Annotated in this window: 22 protein-coding genes; 14 read left to right on the top strand and 8 right to left on the bottom strand. The window is 66.6% G+C overall.

What is annotated here, in order from left to right; genetic code table 11:
* Positions 1 to 460 precede the first annotated feature (460 nt).
* Genes C0R46_RS10325 through C0R46_RS10315 form a run of 3 tightly spaced genes read right to left on the bottom strand, consistent with a single transcriptional unit; the run spans position 461 to position 3307 of the window.
* On the bottom strand, positions 461 to 2023 hold the full coding sequence (locus C0R46_RS10325) for a DUF3618 domain-containing protein (protein WP_102959532.1): 1563 nt from the start codon (positions 2021 to 2023) through the stop codon (positions 461 to 463).
* Positions 2020 to 2430 (bottom strand): phage holin family protein, encoded by a 411-nt coding sequence (locus C0R46_RS10320; RefSeq protein ID WP_102959531.1) that lies wholly within the window; start codon positions 2428 to 2430, stop codon positions 2020 to 2022. The genes C0R46_RS10325 and C0R46_RS10320 overlap by 4 nt, the downstream gene beginning before the upstream one ends.
* Complete coding sequence (locus C0R46_RS10315) at positions 2420 to 3307, bottom strand: hypothetical protein (protein WP_102959530.1); 888 nt, start codon at positions 3305 to 3307, stop codon at positions 2420 to 2422. The genes C0R46_RS10320 and C0R46_RS10315 overlap by 11 nt, the downstream gene beginning before the upstream one ends.
* Positions 3308 to 3712: 405 nt before the next feature.
* Here C0R46_RS10315 and dnaK point away from each other — a divergent pair, with 405 nt between their 5' ends.
* The 6 genes from dnaK to C0R46_RS10285 all read left to right on the top strand — a co-directional run bounded on the left by dnaK (position 3713) and on the right by C0R46_RS10285 (position 9894).
* On the top strand, positions 3713 to 5635 hold the full coding sequence (gene dnaK, locus C0R46_RS10310; RefSeq protein ID WP_102959529.1) for a molecular chaperone DnaK: 1923 nt from the start codon (positions 3713 to 3715) through the stop codon (positions 5633 to 5635).
* Positions 5636 to 5943: 308 nt separating this feature from the next.
* Positions 5944 to 7089 carry a molecular chaperone DnaJ gene (dnaJ, locus tag C0R46_RS10305; protein WP_102959767.1) on the top strand — a complete coding sequence of 382 codons (1146 nt, stop codon included), beginning with the start codon at positions 5944 to 5946 and terminating at the stop codon, positions 7087 to 7089.
* A gap of 212 nt (positions 7090 to 7301) precedes the next feature.
* A complete protein-coding gene (locus C0R46_RS10300; protein WP_245413516.1) occupies positions 7302 to 7928 on the top strand; it encodes a class I SAM-dependent methyltransferase in 627 nt (208 codons plus the stop codon).
* Positions 7925 to 8509: an NADPH-dependent FMN reductase gene (locus C0R46_RS10295; RefSeq protein ID WP_102959527.1), complete on the top strand. Its 585-nt coding sequence runs from the start codon at positions 7925 to 7927 to the stop codon at positions 8507 to 8509. Before C0R46_RS10300 ends, C0R46_RS10295 begins: the two co-directional genes overlap by 4 nt.
* A gap of 275 nt (positions 8510 to 8784) precedes the next feature.
* Positions 8785 to 9234, top strand: a complete 450-nt coding sequence (locus tag C0R46_RS10290; protein WP_102959526.1) for a type 1 periplasmic-binding domain-containing protein — start codon at positions 8785 to 8787, stop codon at positions 9232 to 9234.
* A 57-nt stretch (positions 9235 to 9291) separates the two neighbouring features.
* Positions 9292 to 9894 (top strand): HdeD family acid-resistance protein, encoded by a 603-nt coding sequence (locus tag C0R46_RS10285; RefSeq protein WP_102959525.1) that lies wholly within the window; start codon positions 9292 to 9294, stop codon positions 9892 to 9894.
* Positions 9895 to 10007: 113 nt separating this feature from the next.
* Here the strand turns inward: C0R46_RS10285 and C0R46_RS10280 are convergent, their stop codons facing one another.
* Positions 10008 to 10763, bottom strand: coding sequence for an SDR family NAD(P)-dependent oxidoreductase (locus tag C0R46_RS10280; RefSeq protein ID WP_102959524.1), 756 nt, complete (start codon positions 10761 to 10763; stop codon positions 10008 to 10010).
* 199 nt (positions 10764 to 10962) lie between these two features.
* On the opposite strand from C0R46_RS10280, the gene C0R46_RS10275 reads away from it, so the two are divergent.
* The 6 genes from C0R46_RS10275 (at position 10963) to C0R46_RS10250 (ending at position 19324) form a co-directional block, all read left to right on the top strand.
* Positions 10963 to 12192 (top strand): ABC transporter substrate-binding protein, encoded by a 1230-nt coding sequence (locus tag C0R46_RS10275; protein WP_102959523.1) that lies wholly within the window; start codon positions 10963 to 10965, stop codon positions 12190 to 12192.
* Positions 12193 to 12203: 11 nt separating this feature from the next.
* On the top strand, positions 12204 to 13955 hold the full coding sequence (locus C0R46_RS10270; protein WP_342586504.1) for an ABC transporter permease: 1752 nt from the start codon (positions 12204 to 12206) through the stop codon (positions 13953 to 13955).
* Positions 13955 to 14599 (top strand): ATP-binding cassette domain-containing protein, encoded by a 645-nt coding sequence (locus tag C0R46_RS10265; protein WP_102959521.1) that lies wholly within the window; start codon positions 13955 to 13957, stop codon positions 14597 to 14599. The genes C0R46_RS10270 and C0R46_RS10265 overlap by 1 nt, the downstream gene beginning before the upstream one ends.
* On the top strand, positions 14596 to 17097 hold the full coding sequence (hrpB, locus tag C0R46_RS10260; protein ID WP_102959520.1) for an ATP-dependent helicase HrpB: 2502 nt from the start codon (positions 14596 to 14598) through the stop codon (positions 17095 to 17097). The genes C0R46_RS10265 and hrpB overlap by 4 nt, the downstream gene beginning before the upstream one ends.
* Before the next feature lie 110 nt (positions 17098 to 17207).
* Positions 17208 to 18560, top strand: coding sequence for an ActS/PrrB/RegB family redox-sensitive histidine kinase (locus tag C0R46_RS10255; RefSeq protein ID WP_102959519.1), 1353 nt, complete (start codon positions 17208 to 17210; stop codon positions 18558 to 18560).
* Positions 18561 to 18745: 185 nt separating this feature from the next.
* Complete coding sequence (locus C0R46_RS10250) at positions 18746 to 19324, top strand: ActR/PrrA/RegA family redox response regulator transcription factor (protein WP_102959518.1); 579 nt, start codon at positions 18746 to 18748, stop codon at positions 19322 to 19324.
* A gap of 58 nt (positions 19325 to 19382) precedes the next feature.
* Here the strand turns inward: C0R46_RS10250 and C0R46_RS10245 are convergent, their stop codons facing one another.
* The 3 genes from C0R46_RS10245 to cueR all read right to left on the bottom strand — a co-directional run bounded on the left by C0R46_RS10245 (position 19383) and on the right by cueR (position 20890).
* The gene (locus C0R46_RS10245; RefSeq protein ID WP_157944615.1) at positions 19383 to 19835 is read right to left on the bottom strand and encodes a hypothetical protein; all 453 of its coding nucleotides are present in this window, start codon (positions 19833 to 19835) and stop codon (positions 19383 to 19385) included.
* 73 nt (positions 19836 to 19908) lie between these two features.
* A complete protein-coding gene (locus C0R46_RS10240; RefSeq protein ID WP_102959516.1) occupies positions 19909 to 20409 on the bottom strand; it encodes an MmcB family DNA repair protein in 501 nt (166 codons plus the stop codon).
* 82 nt (positions 20410 to 20491) lie between these two features.
* Positions 20492 to 20890: a Cu(I)-responsive transcriptional regulator gene (gene cueR, locus C0R46_RS10235; protein WP_102959766.1), complete on the bottom strand. Its 399-nt coding sequence runs from the start codon at positions 20888 to 20890 to the stop codon at positions 20492 to 20494.
* 247 nt (positions 20891 to 21137) lie between these two features.
* On the opposite strand from cueR, the gene C0R46_RS10230 reads away from it, so the two are divergent.
* Positions 21138 to 21941: a L,D-transpeptidase gene (locus C0R46_RS10230; protein ID WP_102959765.1), complete on the top strand. Its 804-nt coding sequence runs from the start codon at positions 21138 to 21140 to the stop codon at positions 21939 to 21941.
* 98 nt (positions 21942 to 22039) lie between these two features.
* Here the strand turns inward: C0R46_RS10230 and C0R46_RS10225 are convergent, their stop codons facing one another.
* The gene (locus C0R46_RS10225; RefSeq protein WP_102959515.1) at positions 22040 to 22717 is read right to left on the bottom strand and encodes a ceramidase domain-containing protein; all 678 of its coding nucleotides are present in this window, start codon (positions 22715 to 22717) and stop codon (positions 22040 to 22042) included.
* Between the two features lie 92 nt (positions 22718 to 22809).
* On the opposite strand from C0R46_RS10225, the gene C0R46_RS10220 reads away from it, so the two are divergent.
* Positions 22810 to 24420, top strand: a complete 1611-nt coding sequence (locus tag C0R46_RS10220; RefSeq protein WP_102959514.1) for a TadE/TadG family type IV pilus assembly protein — start codon at positions 22810 to 22812, stop codon at positions 24418 to 24420.
* Positions 24421 to 24432: the final 12 nt, after the last annotated feature.

Genomic DNA, 24432 nt, shown 5'->3' with positions numbered 1-24432 from the left:
ACGGGTCTCGTCCGACCCTATCTGTGATATGATGAAAGCCCGGATGCTCGCGCGTCCGGGCTTTTCATGAGAGGCTTTGGATACGCTGCCAGGCGGGCGAGCAGGAGGCCCGCCTTGAGCCCATCGGTCGTCTCAGCGCCCGTTCACGACTGGCGCCGGCCTGATGATCTCAGCGCAGACCGAAGAAGGAGAGAATGGCGAGAATGACGACGATCAGGCCGATCAGGTAGATAATTCCGTTCATGTCCGTCTCCTTGGCCGGTCTCGCGGCTCATCGTGGATTTTACCAACGGTTCCTGGGTGCAACCGTGTTGTTGTAGGGATAAGCCGTGAAGAGGGGGCGAAGTTCCCCGAGCCTTCCGGAATCTCGCTCCCTCCATCTGCATAGGCATCAGCTTGGAGGAAAGCGCCCGCGAAGCTGGTTTCCGCGGACGCCGCCGTCGAGGTTCGGCGTCAGGCGTTAGATGCCGCCGCCCGTCTTGTTGCCATCGGAGGAGGAAGAACCGGACGTCGCGGAACCCGACGGGGACGTCGTGCCGCTTGTGGACGACGAGCCGGCTGCCGATGCTCCGCTCGTGCTGGCACTCGAGCTTCCATCCTTCTTGTTATCGCCCTCTCCCGCGTCGCCGGCCTTGTCGAGGGCGCTCTTGGCCTCCGACTTCGCCGTGTCGATCGCCGTCTGAGCTACGGCAGAGACCTTTTCAGCGACGGTTTCGCCGTTCTCCGAAACGAGCCCACGGCTCTTTGCCTCCGACTTGGCCGTGTCGAGCGCAGCCTGGGCCACGGCCGAGACCTTCTCTGCGATGGTTTCGCCGCGCTCGGGAACGAGACCCTTGTTGCTAGCCTCCTCGGAGGCCGCTTCATAGGTCTTCTTCGCGACGTCCTGCGCCGTGTCGACGGCCTCGCGGCCGTAGTCATAGGCCTGGTCGCGCAGCCGGTCGCGCGTCTCGCCCATCCACTCGTCCTCGCGGCGCGTGGAGGGGAGAGCGGCACCGATGGCAGCACCGATCGCAACGGCGATGGCACCGATCACCAGCGGCTCCTCGGTAAAGGTGTCGAGGACGCTCCTGCGGATCTGGCGGCCGCCGCGATAGGCCTGGTTGCCGACATAACGGGCGCCCTGCATCGCAGCATCGCGAGCATCGTGCCCATAGCGCGATGCGGTATCGCGGAGGTTGCCGGCTGCATCCATCGTCGCCTGGCTGGCCCGGTTCATCGCATCGGAGGCGCTGCCGGCCGCGTGGCCGAGCGCCGATCCTGCGGACGAGGCCGCGCTGGAGACGGCATCGGAAGCCGAGCCATAGGCGCCCGATACGGCCGAGCCTGCCGAGGAGGCCGCGCCGGACAGGCGGCTACCTGCCGAACCCGCAGCATCCCTGACACCGGCCGCGGCGTCACGCGCCCGGTCCGCCGCGCTGCTGAAGGCCGAGGACGCCGAGCCGCCAAGGTTGCTGCCCTGACCACCGGACGAGCCGCTCGACGGGCCGACATAGCCGACACTGCCAGCCTCGCCGGCCGAGCTGCCGGGCGTGACGTAACGGGAGGCGTCGCGACGCTGGCGCACGTCATGCGCCATGTCCTCCCCGTAGTCGGAGCGACCCGAGCCATAGGCAGAGCCATAGCCACGCGCCTCGCGCTCGTTGAGGGTGCCGTCGCCAGGATAGCCTTGACCGCGCCCGCCCTCGTAGCGGCCGGCCGGGAAGGCCCGTTCGAAATCCGTGTCATCCTCGCCGCGCCACTCGTCGTAGCGGTCGCGCAGACGCCGGCTCTCGTTGCGAACGCCGTCACCCAGCATCAGCCAGGCGATACCTGCTCCGACAAGGCCCAGCGCCAGGGGATTGTCGCGCGCCTGCCGGCCGATATTCTTGACGAGATCGGCGCCCTGCCCTTCACGGACATAGCCGGAGAGCTCATCGACGATCTGGCCGACGGAGAAACGCTGCTTCAGCTCATCAATCGTCGCGTCCACGCTGGAGCGATGCTGTTCGGCCTCGCGGGCGAGGCGGTCCGTATCGTTGCTCATCGGGTCTGCTCCTTCACGAGCTGGCCGTCCTTGCGCAGCTGCTGCGCAGTACGCTCCGGCGTAAGATTGGAGGGTTCGAGGTCGCGCTTGCCCTTCATCAGGAGGAGGACGCCAACGACAGCGATCGCGACGCCGACGATGAGGGCTGCCCAGCCGCCACCCATGTCACCGATCTTGGAGACGGCAACGACGAGCGCGCCGGCAAGGACGATCAGGGACACCAGCAGGCAGATGGCACCGGCCGCAATGGAACCGCCGCCAACCTCGATCTGGCGGATCTTGTCGCCGATTTCGGAGCGGATGAGCTGGCCTTCGGTGCGGAACAGCTCACCGGTCTCGCGGAAGAGGTCGGCGATCAGCTCGGGGACGCTACGGACCTCGCGGGAGTCGCGCGGATCAACGCTCATTGCCGGTGCCTCCCGTGCTGGAGGAGTAGGTGGTCGACGTGCGCGGCGTGCCGGTCGATGACGTTGACGACGCCGAACTGGAGCCTGCCGAAGAGCCGCCGCCGGAGCTGGAGCTTGCCGGAGAGCCGCCGCCGGAGGTCGCGCCGGTCTTCAGCGGCGCGGAGGATCCGGTGGAGCCGCCATAGGTGGGTGCGGAGGACGACGTGCTGCCCGGGCGGTAGGGCTGCGGCCGCTCGGAGCGAAGCGGCTCGTCATGGTCCTCACGACCGCGATAGCCGTAGGATTCGCCGGTTCGGCCGGCCTGACCGCCATAGCGGCTGCCCTGCGGCTCGTCCGAATAGCCATGCTCGCTGGACGAGCGGGCGAAGCGGCCGAGAGCAACGCCCGCCAGCGCCGCTCCGATCAGGAAGGCACCCGGCTGACGCCGCGCGAAATTGGCGACGGAGTGAGTGATATCCTGGATGCTCTTGCCCTTCAGCGAACGGGAGGCCTGCTCCAGGCCGCTCGCCGCCTCGCGTACGAGGCTGGAAGCCATCGACTGGTCGCGCTGGCCGAGCTCTTCGGAGGCCTTGCGGATAGCGGCTGCGAAGTCCTCGATGCTGCTGGCCGCGACATCCTTGCCGCTCTCGACGGTGGCTGCCGCGCGGTTCTTCGCCTCGCTGACGAGATTGACGGCTTCCTCACGGACGGTACCCGCAACGGATTGCGCCTCGGCCTTAGCCGATTCGGCTTGCCTGGCAGCCGTGTTACGGATCTCAGACAAATTCTCTTTCGCGGTGTCCAGCACCGGCTTGGCGGCAGCGGATGCGGAACCGCTCGTGCTGCCGCCGGGGCTGCCGCCCTGGCCGCTGGCTGGTCCGTTGGTGTCGGGGGTCATCGGCGTCTCCCTTGATCATCGCAGCCGTTCGAACCGGCGTGACGTGCGTATCGCTTGAACTTCGGCATGCATCCGCCGTCGCTGCGGCAGCGTGCTGCAACGTCGGTCCGGCATCACGTGCCCGTGTGTCTGATAAGCGCCGGAGCGAGCGAACGGTTCCCCGGCTTCGGCGATCGTTCGCGGTAAGGACCGGATCGCCGTCCAGGCAGTGTCGAAGGTGGCGAGAGAAAGCGCGGGTGACCGACTTGCGCGGCTAAAAACCCCTTCATATATACGCGCCAGCCCCGGCGCCGCGGGCCCCACGAAGCTCCTCCAGCGCCGGTCCTTTTCCAAGATTTCAGGGGCCGCTCGCCGGAACGCCTCACCGAGGGTCCAGGGCGGTTCGCTCAGCAAGGAGAGACGCTTATGGCTAAGGTTATCGGGATCGACCTCGGCACCACCAATTCCTGCGTCGCCGTCATGGACGGCAAGACCGCCAAGGTTATCGAGAATGCCGAAGGCGCGCGTACGACCCCCTCGATGGTCGCCTTCACCGAAGATGGCGAGCGCCTCGTCGGCCAGCCGGCCAAGCGCCAGGCGGTCACCAATCCCGAGAACACCCTCTTTGCGGTGAAGCGCCTGATCGGCCGTCGCTACGACGACCCGACGGTTGCCAAGGACAAGGGCCTCGTGCCCTATAAGATCGTCAACGCCCCCAATGGCGATGCCTGGGTCGAGGCGCATGGCGACAAGTACTCGCCGTCGCAGATCTCGGCGATGATCCTGCAGAAGATGAAGGAAACGGCGGAAGCCTATCTCGGCGAGAAGGTCGAGAAGGCCGTCATCACCGTTCCCGCCTACTTCAACGACGCCCAGCGCCAGGCGACCAAGGATGCCGGCAAGATCGCCGGCCTCGACGTGCTGCGCATCATCAACGAGCCGACGGCCGCCGCCCTCGCCTATGGTCTCGAGAAGAACGACGGCAAGACGATTGCTGTCTACGATCTCGGCGGCGGCACCTTCGACGTCTCGGTACTCGAGATCGGCGACGGCGTCTTCGAGGTGAAGTCGACCAATGGCGACACGTTCCTCGGCGGCGAGGACTTTGATATGCGCCTCGTCGACTACCTGGCTTCCGAGTTCAAGAAGGACCAGGGCATCGACCTGAAGAACGACAAGCTCGCCCTTCAGCGCCTGAAGGAAGCGGCCGAGAAGGCCAAGATCGAGCTGTCCTCCGCCTCGCAGACCGAGATCAACCTGCCCTTCATCACGGCGGACCAGTCCGGCCCGAAGCACCTGACGATGAAGCTGACGCGCTCCAAGTTCGAGGCGCTCGTCGACGATCTCGTGCAGCGCACGGTTGGTCCGATGAAGGCTGCGCTGAAGGATGCTGCGCTGTCGGCAAACGACATCGACGAGGTGGTTCTGGTCGGCGGCATGACCCGCATGCCGAAGGTCCAGGAGGTCGTGAAGGCCTTCTTCGGCAAGGAGCCGCACAAGGGCGTCAACCCGGACGAGGTCGTCGCCATGGGCGCCGCGATCCAGGCCGGCGTGCTGCAGGGTGACGTCAAGGACGTCCTCCTTCTCGACGTGACCCCGCTGTCGCTCGGCATCGAGACGCTCGGCGGCGTGTTCACCCGCCTGATCGACCGCAACACGACGATCCCGACCAAGAAGAGCCAGGTCTTCTCCACCGCCGAGGACAACCAGAACGCGGTGACGATCCAGGTCTTCCAGGGCGAGCGCGAGATGGCCGCCGACAACAAGATGCTCGGTCGCTTCAACCTCGAAGGCCTGCCGCCGGCACCGCGCGGCGTGCCGCAGATCGAAGTGACCTTCGACATCGACGCCAACGGCATCGTCAACGTCTCGGCCAAGGACAAGGGCACCAACAAGGAGCAGCGGATCACCATCCAGGCCTCCGGTGGCCTGTCGGATGCCGACATCGAGAAGATGGTCCGCGAGGCCGAGCAGAATGCCGAGTCCGACAAGGCGCGCCGCGCCGGCGTCGAGGCCAAGAACCAGGCAGAGAGCCTCGTTCATTCGGCCGAGAAGTCGCTGAAGGACTATGGCGAGAAGGTTTCCGAGAGCGACCGCAAGGCGATCGAGGATGCCATTGCCGATCTGCGCGCGGAGCTCGACAAGCCGGAAGCCGACGCCGAAACGATCAAGGCCAAGAGCGAGACGCTCGCGACCGTGTCGATGAAGCTTGGCCAGGCCATGTACGAGGCCGCCCAGGCCGAGAGCGCCGAGGGCGAGACCGGCGGTACGCAGGCCTCCCGCGACGACGATGTGGTCGACGCCGATTTCGAGGAAGTCGACGAGGACCAGCGCAAGAAGTCGGCCTGATCGGCCGACTGCGCCTGAGTGACACGGCCCGGCGGGCGACCGCCGGGTCTTTTGCTGCCACCCTGCGCGTGGCGGCAGCCGCCTGACCCGGCGTTCCGAGGCATCCGGCGTAGCGCCGAGCGACCCTGGATCGACGGTACGCGGCCGGCGCTTTGCCACCCCCTTCCCGCTATGGTAACGGCGTTGAGCCCTTCTTACATCCGGTGGGACGGCGGTCACGGGCGCAGCCTCTGCGCTTCTTGAGATCGACCCGCCGGCACGCCGGACGGCGCAAATGAAAATCCCGAACGAACGGTGATCCTGTGTCCGTGAAGGTCGACTATTACGAACTCCTCGGTGTCTCCAAGACCTGCGACGAGAAGACCCTGAAGAGCGCTTTCCGCAAGCTGGCGATGCAGTACCACCCGGACAAGAATCCCGGGAATGCCGAGGCCGAGGTCAAGTTCAAGGAACTTGGCGAAGCCTATGAGGTGCTGAAGGACCCGCAGAAGCGGGCCGCCTACGACCGCTTCGGCCATGCCGCCTTCCAGAATGGCGGTGCCGGCGGAGCCGGCTTCCGCGGCGACTTCGCCTCCTCCATGGCGGACATCTTCGACGACATCTTCGGCGAGATGATGGGCCAGCGTCGGGCCGGTCGCCAGGCCGGCGGCTCGTCGGGGCGCGAGCGTGGCTCCGACCTGCGCTACAACATGGAGATCACGCTGGAGGAAGCCTTCACCGGCAAGACCGCGGAGATCGGCGTACCCACCACGATCCAATGCGAGGAATGCAACGGCACCGGCGCCAAGGCCGGCTCCGCGCCGAAAGCGTGCCCCACCTGCGGCGGCATCGGCCGCATCCGCGCCGCGCAGGGCTTCTTCTCCATCGAGCGGACCTGCCCCACCTGTGCCGGCCGCGGCGAGATCATCTCGAACCCCTGTGAGCACTGCCATGGCGAGGGTCGGCTGCCGGAAGAGCGCAATCTCTCCGTCAACATCCCTGCCGGCATCGAGGACGGCACCCGCATCCGTCTCGCCGGCGAGGGCGAGGCAGGTCTGCGCGGCGGGCCGGCAGGCGATCTCTACATCTTCCTCTCGGTGAAGCCGCACGAGTTTTTCCAGCGCGACGGTGCCGACCTCTTCTGCAAGGTCCCGCTGTCGATGACGACGGCGGCACTCGGTGGGGCCTTCGAAGTGACGACCCTCGACGGCAACGCCACGCGTGTGAAGGTGCCGGAGGGCACCCAGACCGGCAAGCAGTTCCGGGTCCGCAGCAAGGGCATGCCTGTGCTGCGCTCACAGCAGACGGGCGACCTCTTCATCCAGGTCACGGTGGAAACGCCTCAGAACCTGTCGCGGCGCCAGCGCGAGCTCCTGGAGGAGTTCGAGCAGATATCGTCATCCGACAATTCTCCGCAGTCCACCGGCTTCTTCGATCGCATGAAGGAATTTTTCGGGGGACTTGGCGAGGGCTGAAGCGCCTGCCTGCAACCGCCTGCAGCTGTCCGTGTTGATGAAGAGCACGCAGGGCGGACGGCACGGATGCTTGCAGAGTGCAACCGACCGTCACATATCTGCCGCTACGGCGTCTAGGCTCGGCTCCCACCAAGGGGTCGCGGCTGCGGCGTCAGACAGCTGTCACGTCCGTCGGTCATGACAGCAGGGCAACGGTGAAGGGACGGATGCGGATGAGGCACGACGGCAATCTCAAAGCGGCTGACAAGCCGAGCAACGACTGGGCCCGGTTTCTCGCCACCTGGGTTCGTCATCCCTTGAAGCTCGGCGCTGTTGCCCCGTCCAGCCGCAGCTATTGCGCGACGATGGTCTCGGCTGCCACGACCGAGCTAGACGGTCCGATCCTGGAGCTCGGACCCGGTCTTGGCGTCGTCACCCGCGCGCTTCTCGAAGCCGGCGTCGCGCCGGAGCGCATCACCTCGATCGAATACGACAAGAATTTCGCGCGCACGCTGAAGAACCGCTACCCGCGCGTGAACGTCATCCAGGGTGACGGCTTCGACCTCGACACGACGCTGGGCGATCAGCGCGACACGCGCTTCGCTGCCATTCTACTCGCCATCCCGACCTTGAGCTTCCCGCAGGAGAAGCGGCAGTCGATCATGGCCGACTACATCAGCCGGCTGCTGCCGGGTGGCAACCTTACCCAGCTCTCCTACAGCCCGACGCCGCCGATCAAGCCGGTTCCCGGTGCCTTCGGCGTGACCTCCTCGCGCATCGTCTGGGACAATATCCCGCCGGCGCGGGTGTGGATCTATTCCGCTGACACGGCCAGGACGGCAACGCGACGCGCTGCGTGACGCCGCGCATCCTCATCCTGCCAGGCTCGAACCGGCTCGCGTCGTATAACCGCCGCCTCGCCGCCGAGGCGGCGCGGCTCGTCGCCGCGACCGATGCCGTGGCGACGCACTTAAGCCTCACCGACTATCCGCTGCCGCTCTATGACGCCGACTTCGAGGACGAACACGGCGTGCCGGAGAACGCGACGCTTCTGGCACAGCATCTGACGGCGCAGGACGGGCTGATCCTGGTCAGTCCGGAATACAACACCTCCATCCCGCCCTTGGTGAAGAACACGATCGACTGGATCAGCCGGGTGCGGAAGGTGCAGGGGCGTCCGGTGCAGCCGTTTCGCGGCCTGGTCGTCGCGCTAGCCTCCGCCTCGCCGGGCCGTCTCGGCGGCATGCGGGCGCTGGCGGCGCTGCGGCCGGTGCTGATGTCCCTCGGCGCCGAAGTGATCACGCCGCAATGCTCGCTCGCCGATGCCGCACACGGTTTCGACGAGGCCGGGCACCTTACGGACGATCATGCGCGTGCGGCGCTGGAGCAGATGGTGGAGCGCCTGATCGACCACTGCCGCGTGCTCGGCCGGCACGAGTGATGTTGCGGCACCATCGTTGCCTTGGCGTTGATCCTGCCTCATGCTGGTAGTTCACCCGGAGAAATACAGATGAAGCGTCAGGATACGTCGGGCAAAGGTATGGTGACGACCATTCATCGGGATACCAGAAGCGGTCGCTTGGCAGAGACCGTCAGCATCCCGGGAACTGGACCGGTGCGGCTTGTCAGCGACGAGGCATTCTCATCCGCTAAGCGGGCTGCGTCGAGCCGCCTCAAGACGGCCATTCACAACGTTAGCCGCAACAAGCAGGACTGATGGGGAACGCGGGCGAACCTCGCTATAATCCGCTGTTCGGCCAGTTCGTTGGCGAAGGACAGGCTGACGAACGTACGCTTTCAGGCATGGTCGCCTACTGCCTCTACAAGATCGCCAAGCGAGAATGGGCGGTCGAGTTCTTCCAGCGCAACGGCCGCAGACCGACGGAGGTTGAACTCGACGAGTATACGCGGACGTGGACCGCCACACGTATTTCCGGCACGCAGAAGGAGGCGGATGCGGTGCTCCTCGCCTTTGCAGCCTCCGTAATCGATGAGAACACACCCAGCATCCGAGAGGACGCCCTCCGGGGAACGTTCCTCACGTCTGTCATCAACTCCATCCTCGCGGCGTTCCTCTACACCCTGATCCTGATCGGGATTGTCATCCTTCTGCGCTTCTCCGGCGTCGACCTCCTGTCGGTTTATCAGGCGATCGAACCGCACTGAGACGAGCGGAACGTTTGCGCTCCGCAGCGGTTGTCTTTGCAACCATTGGAGGCTTCCATGATCCTGCCGACGACACCGAGAACCGCTGCGCTGAAGGATGCCGAGCGCCGCGCCCGCGCCGAGCTCCACGACCACTGGAAAGCCTATACGTTCCAGGGTGTGTTGATGATCGTGATGGGCATCCTCGCCATCCTGGTTCCCTTTGCCGCCACGTTGGCCTCGACCCTGTTCTTCGGCTGGCTGCTTCTGATCGGCGGCGTCCTCGGCACGATCGGTGCCATCCGGGCACGCGGCCGGCAGGGTTTCTGGAGCAACCTTCTTCTTGCCGTGCTCGTGGCGGTCCTCGGCCTCGTCATCATCGTCGATCCGCTGGCGGGCTCGGTGACGCTGACATGGATGCTCGCCCTCTACTTTCTCTTGTCCGGCCTCATCAACATCACGGCCGCGCAGGCACTGCGGACCTCGACCCGCCGTTTCTGGCTGCTGGTCCTCTCAGGGGTCCTCGACCTCGTTCTGGCAGGTATCCTGATCCTCGGCCTGCCGGGAACGGCGATCTGGGCCGTTGGCCTCTTCATCGGCATTTCGCTGCTCAGCTCCGGTATCGCGCTCCTGATGGCGGCACTCGACGCGCGCAAGGGCCCGCCCAACCTGCGAGGCTGATGCGGCACGGCAGCCCGCTTCACCGAAGGACGGCCGTCATCTTGCCGGAAGCGCCACGGCGATCCTGGCTCTTGCCAAGCTCGCAGAGAAACTGCCCGCCCAACGGCCTGGCGTCAGACGTGCTGGCCGCCGTTGATGTGAAGCTCGGAGCCGGTGACGTAGGAGGCCTGCTGGGAGCAGAGGAAGAAGATCACATCCGCGACCTCAGCCGTCTTGCCGAGGCGGCGTAGCGGAATGTCGTCGATCATCTTCTCCGTGCCCGGCGACAGGATCGCCGTGTCGATCTCACCCGGCGCGATGGCGTTGACGCGGATGCCTGACGGGCCAAAATCCGCTGCCATCTCGCGGGTCAACGAGTTCAAGGCCGCCTTCGACGTTGCATAGGCCGTGCCGGCGAAGGGATGCACGCGGCTGCCCGCAATCGAGGTGACGTTGACGATCGAGCCTTGCGCGTTGGTCAGTTCCTTGAAGAGGCCCCGGGCCAGCATGATCGGCGCGAAGAAATTCACCTGGAAGACGTCGCGCCACGTATGCATGGGCGTGCGGATCGAATCGAGGCGCGATCCACCCTCGGCCTTCGGCGAGATCGCGGCATTGTTGACGAGGGCGTGCAGGCACGAGCCGTTCGCCTCCAGCCGGCGCCGGATCTCTGAAATGGCAAAGCCGACATCCTCGGGATCGGAGAGGTCGACGCGGATGTGATCCTCGGGGCCTGCCGGCCATGGGCAGTTTTCGGCAAAATCCTGGCGCGAGCAGGTGATGACCCGCCAGCCCTCACGCGAGAAGCGCTTCACGGTTGCATGGCCGATGCCTCTCGAAGCCCCTGTGAGAACGAGGGTCTTGCGGGTATCCTGTGCCTCGGTCGGCATGTCGTCGTCTTTCTCTGGAAGCGACGGCGCGCAAGCGGTTCTCCCCTCCCGCTCTCAGCCGTCCTCACGATGTCGTCAGCCGTCCTGCGGCCCCCGCGATTGCCTTAGCACACGGTTCGGCTCATCTAACTCCCACATTTGCAGGGCCGCGTCGACGCACCGTTTCGACAGGACGGCCACGCCAGCGACGGACAAGCCGATGCGCATCTTTCTTGCCCCTCTTGCCGCGGCCGCTCTCCTGTTTGGCTGTGCGGCCATCGCAGCGCCGGCCGCCAGCGCCGCGGCGCCCGATGTGCAGTGGACAAAGACGCTGACGGAGGCGCGCGGCCAGAGCGTCTACTTCAACGCCTGGGGCGGCTCGCCGGCGATCAACGCCTATCTCGGCTGGGTCGCGGCCACGGTGAAGGAGCGGTTCGGCATTACCCTCACCCACGTCAAGCTCGATGACACCGCGACAGCCGTTGCCCGGGTTCTGGCGGAGAAGACGGCGGGCAAGACAGGTGGTGGCTCGGTCGATCTCGTCTGGATCAATGGCGAGAATTTTGCCGCCATGAAGACGCAAGGTCTGCTGTCGCAAGGCTTTGCCACCAGTCTGCCGAATTGGCGCTATGTCGACACAGCCAATCCCAGCGTCAGCACCGACTTCACTGTCGCGACCGACGGGCAGGAATCGCCTTGGGGCGACGCCAAGCTCGTCTTCTTCAGCGATACGGCGCGCACCGGCGCCTTGGCGTCAATGCCGAAATCGGCGGCCGAGCTTCTTGCCTATGCCAAGGCGCATCCTGGGCGCATTACCTATCCCGCGCCGCCGGATTTCACCGGCACCAGCTTCCTGAAGCAGGTGCTGAGCGAGCTCGCGAGCGACCGGGCCGTGCTGCAGCAGCCGGCGGTGGAGGCGGACTTCGCTGCGGTGACGGCGCCGCTCTGGGCCTATCTCGATGCGTTGCGGCCGGTCTCCTGGCGCGAGGGCCGTGCTTATCCCCAGAACTACCCGGCAATGAAGCAGCTTCTCGCCGACGGCGAGCTCGACGTCATCTTCGCCTTCAATCCGGCCGAGGCCTCCTCGGCGATCGCCACGGGCGAGCTGCCGGATACGGTGCGCTCCTTCACCTTTCCGGCCGGCACGCTCGGCAATACCCATTTCGTCGCCATCCCCTTCAACTCAGACGCCAAGGCGGCCGCGCAGGTCGTCGCAAACTTCCTCCTTTCGCCGGAGGCGCAGTTGCGCAAGGAGGATCCCCGCTATTGGGGCGATCCGACCGTGCTCGCGATGGAGAAGCTCTCGCCTGAGGAGCGGCAGGCCTTCGCCGCGATCGACCGCGGCGTCGCGACGCTCGCCCCCGACGCGCTCGGCCCGGTGCTGCCCGAGCCGCATCCGTCATGGATGGAGCGGATCGAGCAGGAATGGCTGGAGCGCTACGGTCATTGAGCCAGCGGCCGTTGAGCAAGGCTGCACAGCCGGCCCAGCTGCGGACGACGGCACCATGGCTCCCCGGACGGTTGCTGCAGAGCGTGCCGCCGTTGGTGGCGCTGCTCCTCGCCGGGCCGGTGCTGGCGGGGCTCGCCGGCGTTGTTCTTCCGGCCTTCGGCTACCTGCCGGATCTCGGCGGCACCGGCCTCTCCCTGCAGCCGCTGCGGGTTCTTCTGGATCAGCCAGGGCTTGCCACCTCGGCTGCACTCAGCCTCGCGGGCGGCCTCGTCACCGCAGCGGTTGCCCTTCTCGGCGTGCTCGGGCTGCTGGCCGCCACGGCCGGCACGCGGAAACTCGCGCTCCTGCAGCAAGGGCTGGCGCCGCTGCTCGCCGTGCCGCATGCGGCTGCCGCCGTCGGTCTGGCTGTCCTGCTCGCGCCGTCCGGCATGCTGATGCGGCTCGCCGCCCTGCCGCTCGGGTTCGACCGCCCGCCGGACTACCTGTTTCCGCACGATCCGTTCGGGCTGGCGCTGATGGCCGGGCTGATCGCCAAGGAGATGCCGTTCCTTCTCCTCGTCGCGATTGCCGCTTTGCCGCAGGCAGAGCCGGAGCGGCGGCTGCGGCTCGCCCGATCGCTCGGCTATGGCCGCATCGCCGGTTTCACCCTCGCCGTCTGGCCCTCGGTCTACCGCCAGATCCGCCTGCCGGTCTTCGCCGTCATCGCCTATGGCACGGCGGTGGTCGACGTTGCCGCGATCCTCGGCCCGAGCGCGCCCGCAACGCTGGCGGTGCGGATCACCGGCTGGATGAACGATCCGGACCTGTCGCGCCGCTTCATTGCAGCCGCCGGTGCGCTCCTCCAGCTCGGCGTCACGGCCGTTGCCCTCATCGTCTGGCGTGGCATCGAAGTGCTCGCCGGCGGGCTCAGCCTGCACCTCGCGGCAGCCGGCACGCGCCTGCCGCACGACCGCTCGCTGCGGCGGCTTGTCATCCTGCCGGCGCTCATCGCCGCCGCCGCGCTGATCGCCGGACTGTTTGCCGTCATGCTCTGGTCATTTGCCGCTGTCTGGCGTTTTCCCGACCTTCTGCCAGACCGGCTGACGCTCGCCACCTGGACACGGACCCTGCCGGCGGCGCTGCGGCCCCTCGGCACCAGCCTCGCCGTCGGCGCAGCATCGTCGACCGTTGCGCTCGTCTTGGTGATCGCAAACCTTGAGGCGCTGCGGCGGCGCCACCTGGCCAGCTTGGAAGGCAGCGACGTCCCCGCCTATCTCACCGTCGCGCTGGCCCTGCCACTGATCGTGCCGCAGATCGCCTTCCTGTTCGGCCTCGAGACCGGGTTTCTGGCGCTCGGACTTTCCCCCTCTCTGCCGCTCCTGATCAGCGTCCACCTCGTCTTCGTCATCCCCTATGTCGCTCTGGCGCTTGCCGATCCGTGGTTCGCGCTTGATCCGCGCTACGAACAGATCGCCGCCAGCCTGGGGCGCCGTCCGCTGGCCGTGCTCCTGCGCCTGCGCCTGCCGATGCTGCTCGGCCCGCTTGCAACGGCGCTCGCCGTCGGCTTCGCCGTATCGGTTGGTCAGTATCTGCCGAGCCTCATCGTCGGGGCCGGCCGGCTGCCGACGATCACGACGGAAGCGGTGGCGCTCGCCTCCGGCGGCGACCGGCGCATCATCGGCGTTTATGCGGTGCTGCAGGCGGCCCTGCCGCTTCTGGCCTTTGCGCTTGCCGCTTCTCTCCCCGCCTTGCGCCATGCCGGGCGGCGCGGCATGAGAGCCTGATGATCAAAGGGCTGGCGCTCGAACAGGTGCGGATCGGGCTGGGTGGCCGGGCGCTGGTCGCGATCGACCGCGTGGTGGCGCCGGGCGACGTGCTGACGGTGATGGGCCCGTCCGGCTCCGGCAAATCGAGCCTCCTCGCTTTCGTCGGCGGCTTTCTCGATCCGTCCTTTGCGGTGGAGGGCCGGGTGTGCCTCGACGGCACCGACGTCACCGCGCTGGCGCCGGAGATGCGGCGGATCGGGCTGCTTTTTCAGGACGCGCTGCTGTTTCCGCATCTCTCCGTCGGCGGCAATCTCGCCTTCGGCCTTGCGCCCTCCATCCGCGGTCGCGCGGCTCGGGCCGCCGCCGTCACCGCCATGCTGGAGGAAATCGACCTGACCGGTTTCGAGGCACGCGATCCCGCAACGCTCTCCGGCGGTCAGCAGGCACGGGTGGCGCTTGGACGTACGCTCCTGTCGGCGCCGCGCGCACTGCTGCTCGACGAACCCTTTTCGCGCTTCGACATGTCGCTGAAGGAGACGATGCGCCGCTTCGTCTTCGGCCTGATCCAAAGCCGTGCCATTCCAACGCTGCTCGTCACGCACGATCCCGCCGATGCGCAAGCCGCCGGCGGAGACGTCGTCAGCCTTGGAGACGCGGCATGAGCCGGGCCACCCCTCCCGATTTCGGCTTGCCCGTCGCGGATGTCCTCCCGGAGCTGACGGCGGCGCTTGGCACCGGCCGCAGCGCCGTGCTCGTCGCGCCGCCCGGCGCCGGCAAGACGACACTGGTGCCGCTGCGGCTCGTCGAGCAGCCCTTTGCGGATGGAAGGCGCATCATCCTTGTCGAGCCGCGGCGCCTCGCCGCCCGCGCAGCCGCCCGGCGCATGGCGGCGATGCTGGGCGAAGATGTCGGCGACACGGTGGGCTGGCGGATGCGGCTCGACACGCGCATTTCGGCCCGCACCCGGATCGAGATCGTCACCGAGGGCGTCTTCACCCGGATGATCCTCGGCGATCCGGAGCTGACCGGCATTGCGGCAGTCCTGTTCGACGAGTTCCACGAGCGTTCGCTGGATGCCGATCTCGGTCTCGCGCTCGCGTTCGACGTGCAGTCGGCGTTGCGCGAGGACCTGCGCCTCCTGGTGATGTCCGCGACGCTCGACGGCGCCCGCGTTGCCGCGCTTCTCGGCAACGCCCCTGTGATCGAAAGCCGCGGCCGAGCCTTTCCGGTCGCCATCCGCTACCGCGAGCGGCCGGGAACACAGACGGTGGAGGACGCCGTCGCGGAGGCCGTGCGCGCCGCAGTGGCGGACGAGAGCGGCAGCATTCTCGTCTTCCTGCCGGGGCAGCGCGAGATCGAGCGCGTCGCGGAGCGGCTGCAGCCGCTCGCCGGCGAACGCATCACGATTGCGCCGCTCTATGGCGCCATGGAGGGCGCGGCCCAGGACCTTGCCGTCAGGCCGGCGCCCGCCGGCAGCCGCAAGGTGGTGCTGGCGACCTCGATCGCCGAAACGTCGCTGACCATTGATGGCGTCTCGGTGGTGATCGACGCCGGTCTGCGGCGTGCGCCTGTCTTCGAACCGGCCAGCGGCCTCTCGCGGCTGGAAACGGTGCGGGTCTCGCGCGCCGCGGCCGACCAGCGCGCCGGCCGTGCAGGTCGTACCGCGCCCGGTATGGCGATCCGCCTGTGGCGGGCGGAGCAGACGGCGGCGCTGGAGCCCTTCGATCCGCCGGAGATTCTGTCCACCGACCTCTCCGGCCTCGTGCTCGACTGTGCCGCCTGGGGCGTCGCAAACCCCGGCGATCTCGCCTTCCTCGACCCTCCGCCCGTGGCGGCATTGGCGGAAGCGCGGGCGCTGCTCGCCGACCTCGGTGCGCTCGATGCCGATGGGCGCCTGACGGAGGCCGGCTCTGCCATGCGCGAGCTACCGCTGCCGCCACGTCTCGCCCGCATGGTCGTCGGCACGACCGAGGAAGCCGATCGGCGCATGGCGGCGGAGCTCGCCGTGCTCCTCACCGAACGGGGCCTCGGGGGCACCGACGTCGATCTGGCGGAGCGGCTGCGGCGCCTGCGAACGGATCGATCGCCACGGGCCAAGGCAGCGGCCCAGCTGGTCCAGCGGATCGCGCGGCAGGCGCAGGGCAGTAGCGCGGCGCCTCACCAGAGTTCGCCGTCCTCGGATCTGCCCGCAGGCGATCCGGGACTGCTATTGGCCAAGGCCTATCCGGATCGGGTGGCGATCGCCCGCGGTGCACGCGGCCACTTTCTCCTGTCCAATGGCCGCGGTGCCGTCCTTGATGAAACGTCCGCGCTCGCGCGCGAGCCGGCACTGGTGGTAGCCGAGCTCACCGGGCAGGCGCGCGCCGGCCGCATTCTTTCGGCCGCTGCCGTTTCACGTGAATCGCTGGAAGCGCTTCTCGCCGAGCGTGTCCGCACCGAAGAGGTGATCGCCTTCGATCCCGGAAGCCAGCAAGTGCGGGCACGGCGCATCAAGCGGCTTGGTCGCGCGATCCTTGAGGAAACGCCGCTGCCGGTGCCGAAGGGAGAGCGCACGGCCGCAGCTCTTGCCGATGGCATCAGGCAGATCGGCATCGGCGCGCTGCCCTTCGGACCGGAGGGTGAGCGGCTGCTGCAGCGGCTGCGCTTCCTCAGCTCCGGCGATCGGAGCCACGATTGGCCGGATCTCTCCGACGCCGCGCTGACGGCCACGGTGGAGGACTGGCTGATGCCCTACCTGCCGGGCGTCACGGCCATTGGGGCGATCCCGCCGGGCACGCTCGCGACGGCGCTGCGGGCGCTCGTCCCGGCCGATATCAGCGGCCGGCTCGACGAGCTCGCGCCGACGCATTTCGATGCGCCCTCCGGCTCGCATGTGCCGATCCGCTACGAAGCGGAGCAGGCGGTGCTCGCCATCCGGGTGCAGGAGCTGTTCGGGCTGACACGCCATCCGGCCATTGCCGGAGGCGCTATTGCACTGACGCTGGAGCTCTTGTCGCCCGCGCATCGGCCGATCCAGATCACCCGCGATCTTCCCGGCTTCTGGGCCGGTTCCTGGCGCGACGTGCGGGCGGATTTGCGCGGCCGCTATCCCAAGCATGTCTGGCCGGAGGATCCTGCCGCGGCCGCGGCGACGGCGCGCGCAAAGCCGCGCGGCCGATAGGGCTCGTCGGCCCGTTCGTTCGCAAGTCGGCTAAGCATTGACGCGGCTGCGTGCGAAGACACGTCACGGCCTCCACTACCGCCTTACGTCGCGTGCAATAGATTGATGGCATGCCCACCACGCTGCTGCCGACACGCTTCCGATTGAGCCTGCCCGCCTTCGCGACGACGATGCGCGACAGCCAGCGGCTGCGTCTTGCGACGCTGACGCGCCTCAGATGGCTATCCGTCGCCGGCCAGGTCGCCGCCTGTGTCTTCGTGGCCTGGGGCCTCTGGTACCCCTTCCCCGTAGTGCTGTGCCTGCTGCTGATCGCCGTGTCGATTGCGGTCAACGTCTTCCTGACGCTGACCTACCCGGCCAGCCGTCGTCTGTCCTCCGGCGCCGCCGCCCTGGTGCTGGCCTTCGACATCCTGCAACCCTCCGGCCTCCTGTTCCTCACCGGCGGGATCGAGAACCCCTTTGCGATCTTCCTGGTCCTGCCGGTCGTCGTCGCATCCGCGACGCAGCCGCCGCTGACGACGGCCTGCCTCGGCATCCTCTCGGTGATCGCCGCGACGCTTCTCCTGTTCTTCCACCTGCCGGTGCCCTGGCCGGCGGACAGGACGCTGATCCTGCCGCGCTCCTATGTCGGCGGCCTGTGGTTCGCCATCGTCGCGACGCTGGTCTTAGCGGCCATCTATATCTACCGCGTAGCCGCCGAATCGCGCACGCTGGCGGACGCCCTCAACGCGACGGAAATGGTGCTGCAGCGCGAGCAGCATCTCTCCGCTCTCGACGGCCTTGCCGCGGCGGCGGCTCATGAGCTCGGCACGCCGCTATCCACCATCGCCTTGGTGGCACGCGAGATGGGCCGCGTCACCGAGGCGGACAGCCCCTACTACGAGGACGTGCAACTGCTGATCAGCCAGACGGAGCGCTGCCGGGAAATCCTGCGCCGACTCACCTCGCTGTCGGCCGATGGCGAGGAGCATCTGGCGCGGCTGCCGGTAACCTCGCTGGTGGAGGAGACGGCGGAGCCGCACCGCCATCTTGGCGTGCGAATCCGGACGGAGATCTGCCGGCTCGGCGGCAAGGAGCCGGTGATGCGCCGATCGCCGGGCGTCGCCTATGGCCTCGGCGCCATTGTGGAGAATGCCGCCGACTTCGCGAAAGATCAGGTGGTGATCCAGACCAGCTGGACGGACCGCTTCGTCACCATCTCCGTCAGCGACGATGGACCCGGCTTTTCCGCCGACGCGCTGGCGCGGATCGGCGATCCTTATCTTGCCTATCGCGAGCGCGGCGAGCGGCGCGGCGGCGGCGGGCTGGGGCTCGGCCTGTTCATCGCCAAGACGCTGCTCGAGCGCTCGGGCGCGCAGATCAGCTTCGGCAACCGCCCGTCCCGCGAAGGCAGTGGAGCCCGCGTCGAGTTGCGCTGGCCCCGAGACGGCTTCGACACCGAACGAACTGCCGTTCACAATTGACGTTACCACGCGGTCAACGCGTTGAATCGACGCACTTTCCGGGCCACTTTGGGGTCAGGCAATCCGTTGCGCCACAGCCCCCGGAAGGCAGCTTGAGCCTGTGCGTTTTCAGCCAGGCCGCCGCTCTTCGTCAGCCGGAAAATAAGGCGCCGCGTGCCGCTTCTGCGGCATCCTGGAGAAACGCCATGCTCATCGATCATACCCGCGACGCGCCCGTACAGTATCGCGCCACGGGGACACAGGACCGTACCCTGCTGCTCGTCGACGACGACCAGCCCTTCCTGACCCGTCTGGCACGCGCAATGGAACAGCGCGGCTTTGCCGTGCGCACCGCCGGCAGCGTCAGCGAAGGTCTGGCGCTGATGCGTACCAGTGCGCCGGCCTTTGCCGTCGTCGACATGCGCCTGCGTGACGGCAACGGTCTCGACATCGTCGAAGCGCTGCAGCGCAGCCGCTCGGATGCCCGCGCGGTGATCCTGACCGGCTACGGCAACATCGCGACGGCGGTCACGGCTGTGAAGCTCGGCGCCATCGACTATCTCGCCAAGCCGGCCGATGCCGACGAGATCATCGGCGCGCTGCAAAGCGAAGGCGGCGACAAGCCGCAGCCACCGGACAATCCGATGTCGGCAGACCGCGTGCGCTGGGAGCATATCCAGCGCATCTACGAGTTGTGCGACCGCAATGTCTCGGAAACGGCGCGCCGCCTCACCATGCACCGGCGCACGCTGCAGCGTATCCTCGCCAAGCGCGCGCCCCGCTGATGTGAAGTAATGCGACAGGCCTGCGCTCGTCCGCCGGCCCGTCGCACCTGCTCATGTGCTACTTCGCGAGAACGTAGGTGAACATGGCGCAGCTGTCGGCGTCGCTCGTCGGCAGCTTGCCCGCGTCGAAGAGTTCCAGCGTCCGGCCCGTCTTGGACGTCGGATCGCTGTAGTCGCCGAAGATCGCCACGAACTTGATGGGATCGTCACCGCACAGCGTGTTGCCGCTTTCGAGCTTCGGGTTCATCGGCGGCTCGACGGGGTAGACCGTCGCCTGACGCGGCTTGCCGTCGACGGCGAACTTGCTCGTCTTGGTGCCCTTGCCGAGCTTCATCCGCGTCTTCTCGTCGAAGATCAGGCTCTTGCCGTCGAAGCCGACATCGCCGGTGATGCCCATAGCGGTCGTGCTGAGGGCACTCCATTGCTCCGCCGCCGCCGCACCACCCGCGGCACTGAAGCCGACGGCGCTCGCCAGCACCGCCGCCACGGACCAATGTACCTGCCTCGTCATGCCATCCCCCCTGATGATCGCACCGTTTCGATCACCAGAGGATGCGCAGAGATATCACTATCCGCAAGTGCGTTCAGAGCTCTTCAGGCATTCCCGTCATGAAAGGGTTAGCGGCCCATTCGGCCTGCAGCAGACGATCCGCCGACAGCCGCGCGAAGCGCAGCATGAGGGCTTTGCGGGTTGCCGCGGCCAAACGATGTTCCGGCGCTTCACGAAGCACCTCGGCGCCGTAGCCGTCCGACAGGATGAGCCCACACTCCTCCGGGAAGATCGACTGCGGGACGCCTGGATGGGTGGCGAAGTAGAGCCTGTCGCAGAACAGGCGGTATTCCGGCCATTTGCGGTCGACACGGAAATCCTCGATCGAGGTTTTGATCTCGATGATGGAGAACTCGCCCTTTTCCGACAGGCAGACGAGATCGGCTCTACGGCCGGAGGCGAGCGGCAGCTCAGGCAGCAGCGACACACGTCGCTCGATCATGAGCCTCTGTACGCCGCGGCGTACCAGCATGGCGCGTTCGGACTGGCGGCCGTCGATCAGCGGATCGGAGCGGAAGGGCGAGACGAGCGGCATGCCCCATGAGATAGCCAGCCGGCGAATCCGAGGCAAGCGAAAACTGGAACAAAGAATGAACTCGCATCCACCGGTGCGGCCGTCAGGCCGGCAGCTTCTCGCCGGCGATCTCCTCCAGAATCGGGCAATCCGGGCTCGCGCCGCCGGGACACTGGTCGGTGAGTTCCCCGAGTGCGCGCTTCAGCGTGCGCAGTTCCTCGATCTTGCGGTCGATCTCGGCGATTCGCCGCCTCACCATGGCGCGCACGTCTTCGCTGTGCCGGTTGTCGTCCTCGTAGAGGGCGATCAGCTTGCGCGCCTCGTCGATGGAAAAGCCGAGCGAGCGGGAGCGCTGCAGGAAGCGCAGGATATGGACGTCGCGGTCCCGATAGGCGCGATAGCCGTTCTCGGCCCGAGCCGGCCTCACGAGGCCGATCTCCTCGTAATATCTGATCGTCTTCGGCGGCAATCCGGACCGCCTCGACGCTTCCCCGATGTTCATGGAGGATCCTGTCGCCACATCGATCATCCCGTCACCCCCGGAGATGTGGCCGGCCGCCGCGGCGTCAACTGTGACCATGCGGCAACAAGAGTTCGTTAACCATGTTGAGCTTAACTCTGCATCGTTGTCAGGCTGTAGGGCAGAGAATATCGAGGAGAACGCAATTGGCGGCGTTCTTCCATCTATGCGCTTGAGACAGCCCGCGATATCGAACTCGTCGCATTCCGAACGTTTGGCGCAGACCATGATGAAAACGAAATTCCTCCTGACCAGCGCCGCCCTGATTGGTGTTGCTCTCGTGTCCGGCTGCGCTTCCAGCAAGGTGGCGAGTGACGCCTCCGCTGCGATGGCGCGCGTCTCGGCCTTCGCCTCGCCGCAGCCGATCATCGAGGACCGCACCTTCGGCGTCGCTCCGGCGACGGCCTACGCGGCCATGGAGGATGACGGCTTCATGCTTCCCGCCATCCCTGTCGAGAAGATCGATCCGCAGTTCCTGCGCCAGCGCGTCGTTTATGACGCTGGCCGCGACTACGAGCCGGGAACGGTCGTCGTCGATACGCCGCACCGCTTCGTTTACGTCGTCGAGACCGGCGGCACCGCGATGCGCTACGGCATCGGCGTCGGCAAGAGCGGCTTCTCCTGGGCCGGTAATGCCGAGATCAAGGACAAGCAGCACTGGCCGCGCTGGTTTCCGCCGGTCGAGATGATCGATCGCCGCGCCGATCTCGAGAAGTTCCGCGACGGCAAGGGGATGGATCCCGGCCTGCAGAACCCGCTCGGCTCGCGTGCGCTCTACCTCTACCAGAACGGCCGCGACACGCTGTACCGCCTGCACGGCACGCCGGAATGGTGGTCGATCGGCAAGGCCGTGTCGTCCGGTTGCATCCGCTTCATGAACCAGGACATCATCGACCTCTACGAGCGCGTGCCGCTGAACGCCAAGGTCGTGGTGCTGCAGGGTAAGGAGCAGATGGTCTCGCAGACCGCGCCAAAGCCGCAGAAGGCGGCCGCAGCGACCGGCAAGCGCAACGTCAAGAAGCGCTCCAGCTGACGATTTCGCCGGTTCTGTCCGGCGACATGCAGATAAGGCGGGGGACCGCCATGGGCCGGGTGCTTCGGGGGAAGCGCCCGGCCTTTCTGTTTTGACGCTCAGACCGCCACGGGGCGGGCGGCCTTGTCCGCACGATCGGCAGCGTTGCGGATTGCGGCGATCAGAAGCAGGCCGAGCGTCACGGCATTGAAGATGTGCCACAGGAAATGGGTGCCCGCCGGCCACTCCTCGCAGAGCGGCATGTCGACAATGCGCCAGCCGAGCGACGCCGCGAAAATGATGCCGGCAGCGACCAGCTTGATCCCCTGCCGGCGCCTGTGCGCCACCAGCCACAGGCCGATGCCAAGCAGCGCCAGCAGCGCCGGCACATAGCCCGAGGACGAGCCGACCAGAGGCTCGAGGAAGGGTGCGAGCGCAAAGGAGGCGATCAGGAAGGCGCCCGTGGCAAAGGCGGTCGTCAGCGGTGAAAGCCCGACGAAACGCCGCAACGCCAGGGCGAAGTAGCCATAGATGAAGACGGCAATCGGGATGACGTCCGCCAGGCTCGACCAGCGGTTGGCGAAGGTATGGAACAGGAAGGAGCCGACGCCGACGACGAAGACCACGGCCACCATGGCGCCGCTCCAACGGTCGCCGCGGCCGGAGCGCAGCCATATGACAAGCCCGACAAGGGCTGCAATGATGAAGGCGGCGTTCGAGACGGCATTGAGCGGCTCGGCCCAGAATGCGGTGCCGACACGCTCGCAATAATTGTCGATGGAGGCCGTCCAGTTCATGGGATCGCTCGCATTGCTCCGGCTGAATTGACCACGCGATAAGCTTTTTCAGCGATGATCGGCGATCCCGTCAGCCTCAGGACCGCCCGACTATGACGATCTTCGACCGCTTCCGGCACGACGCCAAGGGCAACTTCGCCGTCATCACGGCGCTGCTCGCCGTGCCGCTGGTCTTCGGAATGGGCGCGGCGATCGACCTTGCCCGTTCACAGAATGCGCAGACCCGGCTTCAGGATGCGATCGATTCCGCAGCTCTTGCGGTGGTGAAGGATTCCGGCTTCGACCAGACCAAGGCGAACGATATCGCCGCCAAGATGGTGAAGGCCAATTACGGCACGTCCTATTCGGACCTGACGGTTCAGCTGACCTCCTGGGGCGCCGTAGTCACCGCGAAGACGGTGGTGCCGAACACTTTGAGCGGCATCTTCGATTTCGTGTCCCTGAACGCCACGGTCAGCGGCACCGTGCAGTATCCGCCGACCAAATACGAGATCGTGCTGGTGCTCGACACCACCGGCTCGATGGAAGGCACCAAGATCAAGAACATGCGCGACGCCGCATCCAAGATGGTGGACGCGCTGACGGATACGGAGATCATGCGCCGGCGCGTCTCCTTTGCGCTGGTGCCCTTTGCCAACTACGTCAATGTCGGCAAGGACAAGGCGACGGCGTCCTGGATCGACAAGGACGGCCTGCTGCAGGAGCCGGGCTCGATCATCCCCGTCGGCGTCAGCCGCATCAAGATGTTCAAGGACAGCTTTGGGATCGATTGGCCGGGTTGCGTCCAGACCCGTCTGGAAAGCGGCAGCGAGACCTATTCGGTCGACGATACCACGCCATCGACGACGACGCCGCGGACGTTGTTCCTACCCGTTTTCACGCCGGACGAGCCGTCGACTACGAGCTGGGGATCCAAGATCTATCCTAACGACTACATGGCCGACTCCAGCCTAAAAGGCCTCGGCGTCGTCAAGAAGAACGGGGTCTGGACCTACAGCCGGGTGTCCAAGAACTACTCCTACCGCTTCTACTCCAACGTCTCGACGCCACAGGGCCCAGACTGGGACTGCGACATCCAGCCGATCACCGCGCTCACCAACGACTATGCCAAGGTGAAGTCGCAGATCGCCAAGCTGGAAGCGTCCGGCTCGACCAACATCACCGAGGGCGTCTCCTGGGGCATGCGGGTGTTGTCGCCGGGCGAGCCGTTCACGGAAGGGCTGGCCACGACCGCGGACGTGCAGAAGATCATGGTGCTGCTGACGGACGGCGACAACTCGATCACCCGCCTGAGCAACACCAACAAATCCGCCTACTCGTCGATGGGTTACATCAAGGATGGTCGCTACGACGGCTCGTACAAGTCGGATTCAGGTGCCTATACCGTCTGTCGCAACAACACGCTGACGAGCGACGGCAACTGCACGATCACGACGGCGGGCACCGCGACGCCCCCGTCCGAATCGACCGTGCTGACGGCGATGAACAAGATGACCAGCGCCGCCTGCGAATACGCCAAGAAGTCCGCCAAGATGGAGGTCTATACGATCCGCCTCGAGGTCGACAGTTCGGAGAGCTCGACCCTCCTCAGCAACTGCGCCACCGACGCGTCGCACTATTACGACGCGCCGGATTCCTCCAAGCTGCAGGAAATCTTCGACGACATCGCCAGCCGGATCCGCAAGCTGCAGATCACCTCGTAAGGACCAGAGGAA

It is taken from the genome of Mangrovicella endophytica, assembly GCF_002893625.1.
GTDB classification, from domain to species: domain Bacteria; phylum Pseudomonadota; class Alphaproteobacteria; order Rhizobiales; family Rhizobiaceae; genus Mangrovicella; species Mangrovicella endophytica.
This window is presented reverse-complemented; position numbering and strand designations above follow the sequence as displayed.

What these genes read in the sequence shown, in the direction of transcription:
- C0R46_RS10325 (WP_102959532.1), bottom strand. Translation starts at nt 2,023, where the DNA reads ATGAGCAACGATACGGACCGCCTCGCCCGCGAGGCCGAACAGCATCGC.
- C0R46_RS10320 (WP_102959531.1), bottom strand. Translation starts at nt 2,430, where the DNA reads ATGAGCGTTGATCCGCGCGACTCCCGCGAGGTCCGTAGCGTCCCCGAG.
- C0R46_RS10315 (WP_102959530.1), bottom strand. Translation starts at nt 3,307, where the DNA reads ATGACCCCCGACACCAACGGACCAGCCAGCGGCCAGGGCGGCAGCCCC.
- dnaK (WP_102959529.1), top strand. Translation starts at nt 3,713, where the DNA reads ATGGCTAAGGTTATCGGGATCGACCTCGGCACCACCAATTCCTGCGTC.
- C0R46_RS10300 (WP_245413516.1), top strand. Translation starts at nt 7,302, where the DNA reads ATGAGGCACGACGGCAATCTCAAAGCGGCTGACAAGCCGAGCAACGAC.
- C0R46_RS10290 (WP_102959526.1), top strand. Translation starts at nt 8,785, where the DNA reads ATGGGGAACGCGGGCGAACCTCGCTATAATCCGCTGTTCGGCCAGTTC.
- C0R46_RS10285 (WP_102959525.1), top strand. Translation starts at nt 9,292, where the DNA reads ATGATCCTGCCGACGACACCGAGAACCGCTGCGCTGAAGGATGCCGAG.
- C0R46_RS10280 (WP_102959524.1), bottom strand. Translation starts at nt 10,763, where the DNA reads ATGCCGACCGAGGCACAGGATACCCGCAAGACCCTCGTTCTCACAGGG.
- C0R46_RS10275 (WP_102959523.1), top strand. Translation starts at nt 10,963, where the DNA reads ATGCGCATCTTTCTTGCCCCTCTTGCCGCGGCCGCTCTCCTGTTTGGC.
- C0R46_RS10265 (WP_102959521.1), top strand. Translation starts at nt 13,955, where the DNA reads ATGATCAAAGGGCTGGCGCTCGAACAGGTGCGGATCGGGCTGGGTGGC.
- hrpB (WP_102959520.1), top strand. Translation starts at nt 14,596, where the DNA reads ATGAGCCGGGCCACCCCTCCCGATTTCGGCTTGCCCGTCGCGGATGTC.
- C0R46_RS10255 (WP_102959519.1), top strand. Translation starts at nt 17,208, where the DNA reads ATGCCCACCACGCTGCTGCCGACACGCTTCCGATTGAGCCTGCCCGCC.
- C0R46_RS10250 (WP_102959518.1), top strand. Translation starts at nt 18,746, where the DNA reads ATGCTCATCGATCATACCCGCGACGCGCCCGTACAGTATCGCGCCACG.
- C0R46_RS10245 (WP_157944615.1), bottom strand. Translation starts at nt 19,835, where the DNA reads ATGACGAGGCAGGTACATTGGTCCGTGGCGGCGGTGCTGGCGAGCGCC.
- C0R46_RS10240 (WP_102959516.1), bottom strand. Translation starts at nt 20,409, where the DNA reads ATGCCGCTCGTCTCGCCCTTCCGCTCCGATCCGCTGATCGACGGCCGC.
- cueR (WP_102959766.1), bottom strand. Translation starts at nt 20,890, where the DNA reads ATGAACATCGGGGAAGCGTCGAGGCGGTCCGGATTGCCGCCGAAGACG.
- C0R46_RS10230 (WP_102959765.1), top strand. Translation starts at nt 21,138, where the DNA reads ATGAAAACGAAATTCCTCCTGACCAGCGCCGCCCTGATTGGTGTTGCT.
- C0R46_RS10225 (WP_102959515.1), bottom strand. Translation starts at nt 22,717, where the DNA reads ATGAACTGGACGGCCTCCATCGACAATTATTGCGAGCGTGTCGGCACC.
- C0R46_RS10220 (WP_102959514.1), top strand. Translation starts at nt 22,810, where the DNA reads ATGACGATCTTCGACCGCTTCCGGCACGACGCCAAGGGCAACTTCGCC.